Raw genomic sequence first — 6529 nt, 5'->3', positions numbered from 1 at the left:
GGTCACATCAGGTTTACTTTATCTGTATATATCCTAGAAATATACAAAACCCCATTCCTTTTCCGAAGAAAAGGGGGGGGTTTGTCATCAATCTCAGTAAAAGCCCGGTGATCCGGGCTTTTACTCGTCTTGTGCGGTTAAGATGAGGGGGCCTTCCGACATGATGGCAATGGTGTGTTCATATTGTGCGGACAGGCTGCCATCCACCGTTTTGGCCGTCCAGCCGTCCGGCATCAGCCTGACATGATGGGAACCGAGGTTCAGCATCGGCTCGATCGTGAACACCATGCCTTCCTGAATGAGCGGTCCTTGTCCGGGAGGGCCGTAATGGGGAACTTCGGGTTCTTCGTGTATATGTTTGCCGATTCCGTGGCCGATGAAAGGGCGCACCACGGAAAGTCCCTGAGATTCGGCATATGTCTGAATCGCGTGGGAAATGTCGCCGATGCGATTGCCTGAACGCGCTTTGGCAATTCCACGGTAAAGCGCTTCTTTTGTTACCTTTAACAGCCTCTGCGCCTCAGGGGAGATTTTTCCGACAGCATAGGACCATGCTGAATCGGCCAGCCAGCCATTTAAGTTGACGACCAAGTCGATGGTGACGATATCTCCTTCAGCAAGCGGGGTTTTGCGCGGAAATCCGTGGCACACCTCATCATTGACCGAGGCGCAGGTAGCGTATGGGTAACCCATATAGTCTTTTTGTTCGGGAGTGGCTCCATGCTGCATCAAGTAATTTTCCACCCATTGGTCGATCTCCCAGGTGGTCACCCCCGGACGGATCCGCTTGCGCAGTTCCCGGTGGCAGGCAGCAAGAAGTTTGCCTGCTTTGTGCATGAGCGCAATTTCTTCCGGTGTTCGTATGGATATCATTTGCTTCGCTCCGATGAGAAATTTTGAGTATCTAGTATCTATATACTATGCCCCAATTATTTTCTGGTGACAAGGAACAAGCCGAGAATAACGACAAAAACCGGCCAGATTCCGTGCAGAATCGAGGTGATGGGTGAGATGACCGGAAGATTGGCAATGCCAGGATAGGCAAAAATCCCGGTAATCACCATAATGCCCCCGACAATGCCCGTAATGTGGTTTTTGGAAATGGAGAAGGAAAACAGTACCGCAATCCCAAATAACACAAGCAACAGGCTCCAATGTTTAGGCCATCCGTCGACATATTTTATTCCCCAGATGGAGAGGCCCAGAGCGGTGATCAGGCCGGTCCACAGGGTAAGAACATGATTTCGCTTGGACAAAGCAAAAAACATGAGAATGGCGCCGAGCAAAAAGAGAATAAAAGGCCAGGTGAGAAGAGATGTGATCGAAGCCAGATCCGATTTGATCAACATGAGCAATATCCCTGCAAGAATGAGGATAAGTCCGGTCAGCTTCACTTTCATCAGTTGTTCGCTCCTTGAATGAAAGAAGTAGATTTTTCCTTTTTAATCTTAACACAATTTGCATAAAATGGAGCGACAATGTTTAAACGGATCAGCTGTGGCGGCGTCCCCATTTTTGCTCGACCCAGGCGATCAGCTGGTACATAATCGTCGCAATAATCGCCACGATCACAAGGCTCAGCATGACCAAATTGAGATTGAATACCTGAAAGCCGTAGATAATCAAATAACCTAGTCCTTCTTTGGAGACCAGAAATTCACCGACGATGACGCCGACCCAGGACAAGCCGACATTTACTTTTAAAGCGGCGATGATGTCTGGTATACTGGCGGGGAAGATAATGGTGCGGAAAATCTGAGCGCGAGTGGCGCCAAAAGACCGCGCCAGGATCAGATAGCTCTCATCGACGCTCTGAAAGCTGGTATGGATTACCAAAGTGGTGATGATGATCGTGATGGCGATCGCCATGGCGAGAATCGAGGGAAACCCGGCTCCCATTGTCACGATAAAAAGGGGACCGAGGGCTACTTTGGGCATGCTGTTGATCACGACCAGATAAGGATCGAGCACGCGGGACAGGAAAGAAGAGGACCAGATGAGCGTTGCCAGAGCGACGCCGCTGGCCGTGCCCAGGATAAAACCGGCGATCGTTTCCGCTGATGTCATAAAGATGTGATGAAAAAGCGCACCGGACTGGACCAGCTGGTTTGCCTGTTCCCAGATGCGGGACGGACTGCTGAAGAGGAAAGGATCAATCCAGCCGTTGTTCGCTCCCCATTCCCATCCCCAGATCAAGCCGAGCAACAGAAGAAGGCGAATCAGCCAAATCCAGACAGTGCGAATGTAGAGGCGACGAAGATAGGCGGCGTGTTCCGGACTGGCTGCGCCTTTTTTTATCCATTTCACGGTTTTTCCACTTCCCTCCAAAGTTCTTCAAAGATCACCCGGAAGGCGGGATGGCTGCGCGCTTTGAGCGGCGGCAAACTTCTCAGTTCTTCGGGGACATGGATCTGGTGCCGGATCTCGCCCGGTTGCCCGCCCATTACGAGAATCCGGTCACCTACGGCAATCGCTTCTTCCAGATCGTGTGTGACGAGTAGCGCCGTTTTGTTTTCTTCCTTTAACGCCCGGGCGAGCAGATCTTCGAGCAGGATTTTGTTTTGGATATCCAACGCGGAAAAAGGTTCATCCAGCAATAATATATCTGGTTCGACGGCCAAGGTTCGCACCAGAGCGACACGTTGTCTCATTCCGCCGGATAATTGGGACGGATAGTGATGACTGACATGCTTTAGCCCCATTTTTTTCAGCAGATCCCTCGCCTTGGCGATTTTGTCCGGGGTGGCCTGACCCTGAATTTGCAGTCCGAACAGCATATTTTGTTCCACAGTTCTCCACTCGAGCAGTCCGTCTTTTTGCAACATGTAGCTGGTGCGAAAAGAAGGGCCGTCAATTTTTTTGCCGAACAGCCGGATTATGCCTTTGGTCGCGGGGAAGATCCCGGCGATCAGTGAAAGGATGGTGCTTTTTCCGCAACCGCTGGGGCCGACGAGAGCGACAAATTCGCCTTCATCCACTGAAAAGGAAACGGAACGGATCGCCGTCACTTCTTCTTTTTTCGTAAAATAGGCATGGGTTAAATTTTCAATCTGCACAGCCGGTGGCGAATTCATCTTCGATCCCCCCTTTTTATTGTTTTTGTTTGGTTGAAACCTCTTTGGCAAAGGAAGTGTCCACCAGCTTTTGATAGGGGATTTTAGCCGGAAGTTCGCCTGCTTGGGACATGACCGTCAATAAGCGGTTATACTCTTCTTCATCGATGATGGTGTTTTTGGCATAGGAATCCTGCTCTTTGTAGCGCTGAATGACGCGCACCAGAATGTCGCGGTCGGTGTCGGGGAATTGCGGGGCGATCACGTCGGCAATTTCCCCGGGGGTATGGGTGGCGACCCAGTCTTGTCCTTTTTGGACGGCGCGGGTAAAACGCCGGATTATGTCAGGGTTCTGTTTGATATAGGATTGATTGGTCATGTAGCAGGTATAGGGAACATGGCCGCTGTCCTTGCCGAAGGAGGCAACGATGTAGCCTTTTTTTTCTTTTTCGATTTTGGAGGCCATTGGTTCAAACAGTTGAACGAAATCGCCGGTTCCGGCGACAAAGGCGTTTGCCAGATTCTGATAATTGACATTCTGGATGATTTGGACATCTTTGTGCGGGGTGAGACCGTGTTTCCGTTGTACGTATTCACTGATCATTTCCGGCATTCCTCCGCGCCGCTGCCCGAGCAGGGATTTACCCTTGAGCATCGACCAGTCAAAGTGGGGAATCGGCTGGCGGGAAACGAGAAAGGAACCGTCCGTTTGGGTCAATTGTGCGAAGGCGGTGATCGGATGTGCAGAGGACCGGGCTGTCACATAAATGGCCGCTTCAGCTCCGACCAGGACGATATCGGATTGGCCTGCGACCAGTGTTGTCATGGTTTTATCGCCCCCGTTGCCATTGGACAGCTGAATGTCCAGGCCTTGTTCCTTGAAAAAACCTTTTTCCAAGGCAACATATTGAGGAGCATAGAAGAGTGAATGGGTGACTTCCACCAGTCGGATTTGCCGCAGTCCGGACCGGGAAGAGGAGGAAGAGCAAGCGGTTAAAAGGAGAACGATGACGAGCGCCAACACGAAACCAAACGATCGAGTCAAGCGGTTCATGGGCGTCACCTCTCAAAGTGGTCTCAGTAACCGGAAGGTGGTGTCGAACCGGTAAACAAAAGGGATTTTCGCAAACTTCTGCCATTTCTTATTATTATTATTATACACAATCTGGGCTTCAAAATGTGTTCACAGGGCGAAACTTGGGATTTGAAATCTCTGTGATATAATGGATATTGAATTTTATTCACTTTTGCCCGGATTGCCGAGTCAAGAGGAAGGCTGTTCCGGGATTCGAGGTGAAACGAAGTTGCATATTTTAACAGTCGGATTAAACCATAAAACAGCACCAGTTGAACTGCGTGAACGATTTTCTTTTGCTGAAGACCGACTTGAACTTGCCTTGAAAAGTTTACGTGATATGAAAAGCATCATGGAATGCGTGATCGTCAGCACGTGTAACCGCATGGAACTTTATGTGGTCTGTGATCAATTGCATACAGGAGATTATTATACCAAAACCTTTCTGGAAAGCTGGTTTCGCATTCCCCGCCAGGAGTTTGCCGACCATCTTTATGTAAAAGCGAATCAGGAAGCGGTGTGGCATCTCTACCATGTAGTTTGCGGCCTCGATTCTCTTGTGATCGGGGAAACACAAATTTTGGGTCAGGTGAAACACGCCTTTTTGACCGCTCAGTCGACGGGGACGACGGGAACCATCTTCAATATGTTGTTTAAACAAGCGGTGACCTTCGGAAAACGCGTTCACTCGGAGACGGAAATCGGGCAAAATGCCGTGTCTGTCAGTTATGCTGCCGTTGAGCTTGGGAAAAAAATGTTCGATTCCTTTGCCGATAAAACGATTTTGCTCATCGGTGCGGGGGAAATGAGCGAGCTGACGGCGAAGCATTTTTATTCGACCGGGGCGGCGCGCGTCCTGGTGGTGAACCGCACCCTGGACAAAGCAGAGGAGTTGGCTGCCAGGTTTCACGGTGAAGCCCGGGCATGGGATCAATTGCTTTCCGCGCTGGCTGAAGCTGATATCGTGGTCAGCTCAACCGGGTCCCGGGAACCTGTTTTGACAAGGGATATGGTCGCTCCGATTGCTGCTCGGCGGCGCTCTCCGCTGTTCATGATCGATATTGCGGTACCGCGCGACATAGAGCCCTCCATCCATGAATTGGATCAAGTTTTCTTGTATGATATAGACGATTTGCATGGAATTGTGGATTCCAATCTCGCGCTCAGGGAGCAGGAAGCGAAAAAAATCGCCGTCTGGATTGAACAAAAACAAAAAGAATTTGATGAGTGGATGGAAACTTTGGGTGTGGTGCCGCTCATTACGGCGTTGCGCGAAAAGGCGCTGGCGATTCAGGAGGAAGCCGTCCTGCGCATTGAACGGAAGCTGCCGGACCTGACGGAAAAACAGCGCAGAGTGATTCGCAAACACACAAAGAGCATTGTGAATCAGTTGATGCACGAGCCGATCGTCCGTGTCAAGGAACTGGCGACCACACCGAAGAAAGAAGCGGCGCAGGAGATGTTTGTCACCTTGTTCGCTTTGGAAAAACTACTGGATGACAACGGGGACAAGACATCTGAAAAAGTGAAACACCCGGCGTTTACGAGCGGGAAACTGATCCGCACTTAAAGGGGGAGCAGCCCGTGTTCGCCGAACGTTGGTTCTATGATTTCATGATTTATGCCTATGCGCTCAGCTTGCTGTTTGCGCTGGCTGATTTCTTTCATCCAACCAGGAAGTCCGGGTGGATTTCCTATCTGTTTCTGGCGGGCGTTTGGGTGATGCAGACGTTCGTATTTGTAATGGGGCTCGGGCATTATGTTGCCTTGTCAATTCCGCTTGATGCCCTGTTTATCTATTCATGGATTTTGATCGGATTTACGCTTTTGATGCATTTGATCTATCGCATGAACATCTTTTACTTCATCGCCAACTTGATCGGATTTATCGTTTTTGCGATCAATCTGTTCATTCCCCGGCAGGGTTCTGAAGAATTGACGCATCTCCTGCTGAAGGAATTGGTCTTGATCCATGTTGCCATGGCGATGATGGCTTATGCCGCCTTTTCACTGGCGAGTATCGGTTCCGGATTGTACCTGGTCAACAACCACTTGTTGAAGCAGAAAAAATGGAACCTTCTTTTGCGCCAGCTGCCGAGTCTGGGCTGGTTGGAGTGGTTCTCCATCTGGCTGGTGGTCGGAGGAACCGGATTTTTCATTGCCGCGATGGTTTTGGGCGTGATCTACAGTTACCAGGCGATTGGGCATATGTTTTGGACAGACCCGAAAGTTTGGGGATCGTTTTTGGTGACGCTCCTTTATGGCTGGATCTTGTACCGCTGGGGGAGAAAACAGATGATGGGCCGCCGGTTGGCCTGGTGGAATACGCTTGCGATTTTGGCTGTGTTGATCAACTATGTGACCATGCGATCCAGTGACTCGGTTCATCACTGGTTTTAGA

7 protein-coding genes are annotated in these 6529 nt (G+C 50.2%); 2 read left to right on the top strand and 5 right to left on the bottom strand.

The features are described 5' to 3' along the window. Window positions 1-120 precede the first annotated feature (120 nt). The 5 genes from map to I8U17_RS04255 form a co-directional block, all read right to left on the bottom strand. Complete coding sequence (gene map, locus I8U17_RS04275) at window positions 121-873, bottom strand: type I methionyl aminopeptidase (RefSeq protein WP_198059072.1); 753 nt, start codon at window positions 871-873, stop codon at window positions 121-123. A 56-nt stretch (window positions 874-929) separates the two neighbouring features. Further along, window positions 930-1400, bottom strand: coding sequence for a hypothetical protein (locus tag I8U17_RS04270; protein ID WP_033099241.1), 471 nt, complete (start codon window positions 1398-1400; stop codon window positions 930-932). 91 nt (window positions 1401-1491) lie between these two features. Further along, window positions 1492-2307, bottom strand: coding sequence for an ABC transporter permease (locus I8U17_RS04265; RefSeq protein ID WP_370589211.1), 816 nt, complete (start codon window positions 2305-2307; stop codon window positions 1492-1494). Then, entirely contained in the window at window positions 2304-3074 is a 771-nt protein-coding gene (locus tag I8U17_RS04260; RefSeq protein WP_198059071.1) for an ABC transporter ATP-binding protein, read from the bottom strand. Before I8U17_RS04260 ends, I8U17_RS04265 begins: the two co-directional genes overlap by 4 nt. Window positions 3075-3090: 16 nt before the next feature. Continuing rightward, window positions 3091-4107, bottom strand: coding sequence for an ABC transporter substrate-binding protein (locus I8U17_RS04255; protein WP_198059070.1), 1017 nt, complete (start codon window positions 4105-4107; stop codon window positions 3091-3093). Window positions 4108-4357: 250 nt separating this feature from the next. Between I8U17_RS04255 and hemA the strand changes: the two genes are divergently transcribed. Next, window positions 4358-5698, top strand: a complete 1341-nt coding sequence (gene hemA / locus I8U17_RS04250; protein WP_198059069.1) for a glutamyl-tRNA reductase — start codon at window positions 4358-4360, stop codon at window positions 5696-5698. Window positions 5699-5712: 14 nt separating this feature from the next. Next, window positions 5713-6528, top strand: coding sequence for a cytochrome c biogenesis protein CcsA (gene ccsA / locus I8U17_RS04245; RefSeq protein WP_052153865.1), 816 nt, complete (start codon window positions 5713-5715; stop codon window positions 6526-6528). Window position 6529: the final 1 nt, after the last annotated feature.

This window comes from Thermoactinomyces sp. CICC 10521 (genome assembly GCF_016055135.1).
In the GTDB taxonomy this organism is placed as follows: Bacteria; Bacillota; Bacilli; order Thermoactinomycetales; family Thermoactinomycetaceae; genus Thermoactinomyces_A; species Thermoactinomyces_A daqus.
Note: the sequence above shows the minus strand (reverse complement) of the source record. Positions and strands in the feature narration are given on the sequence as shown.